This is a genomic window from Marinobacter sp. UBA2498 (genome assembly GCF_002341575.1).
Taxonomy (GTDB): Bacteria; Pseudomonadota; Gammaproteobacteria; order Pseudomonadales; family Oleiphilaceae; genus Marinobacter; species Marinobacter manganoxydans.
This window is the reverse complement of the sequence record NZ_DDOI01000143.1, coordinates 24538-25656: the sequence shown is the minus strand read 5'-3', so window position 1 is coordinate 25656 and position 1119 is coordinate 24538. Positions and strand designations below refer to the sequence as shown.

Genomic DNA, 1119 nt, shown 5'->3' with positions numbered 1-1119 from the left:
CACCTCCGGCAACCAGCGCCCCAATCCACCATAAATCGCCGGCCGGCAGCTTCAAGGCCAGGTCAGCTACAGGTAAAGCAATTAGCGCACCAAGCGCCGTCGCGAAAACCGTTGCCAGAAAGGTCAGCAAACCGGTTTCCAGCAGCATGGATTGGCGGATCGCTCCGTGACGGGCGCCAAGGCAGTGCAACAGGTTGGCCTCGTAAAGCTGCCGCCTGCGGCTGACACTGACTACGCTGGAAAGCACAAGCAGGCTGGCGAGAAGACTGACCGATGCCACAGCCGCCAGGCCCGCGGCTGCCTTGTTCAGCAGATCGCCTGCGGTTTCCAGCCAGTCAGCGGTGCGCAGCGTGATTACATTGGGGATGTTCTGTGCCAGCCATTGCTGGGATTCCCTGGCCGCCTCATCGCTTTGGTAGACCGCACCAACGTAAAGGCTGATCAAGTCGTCCAGTGCGCCTTGCTGCAATATGCCCTCGAACCAGAATCGGGTCTGCAGCCCTTTTTGCCGGTAAATTGCACGGATTTCGACGTCGATGCTCTTATCCTGTGCAGTAAAGGTGAGCTGGTCGCCCACCCCCAGTCCAAGCTGGTAAGCCTCCCGATCCTCCATGGCCATGTAAGCGGGCTCCCCCTCGGGGGCCGGCGATTCCCACCAGTTGCCCTCCACCAGTTCCAGTGCTTCGGGGTTTCCCGAGAGATAACTCAGTTTGTATTCATCTCCCATGGCTTCTCGCCGGGCTTCGGCGTTATCGGCGAGAACCTCCGCAATCGGCTTCTGGTTAATAGTGTCCAGGCGGGACCGGACCATCGGGAGCAACTCGACGCGGCTAGAAGCATCCAACGCTTCCAGGCCGTTTTGCAGCGGTTCCATCTGGTCCGGGAACACTTCATAGAGGATTAGCGCCGGCGACTGTTCCGGTATGGTGGTTTCAAGCGCCCTCAGGAGCGTGGTAACCATCAACGTGCAGGCCACCACAAGCGTCAGTGCGGTGCCCAGTGACAGCAGGGTTGCCCGGAGCGGCGAATCCGGCCGGTGCAGATTGGCCAGGGCCAACCGCCGGGCAAACCTGCGGTCGGCAAAACCGCCGTTTTCCAGAGCCTTGGCACCGCGGCGTA

1 protein-coding gene is annotated in these 1119 nt (G+C 60.8%); it reads right to left on the bottom strand.

Annotation, left to right across the window (positions count from 1 at the left end):
- A partial coding sequence (locus B2W52_RS19730; protein ID WP_349677090.1) for an ABC transporter permease occupies nucleotides 1-1119 on the bottom strand: 1119 nt, incomplete at both ends.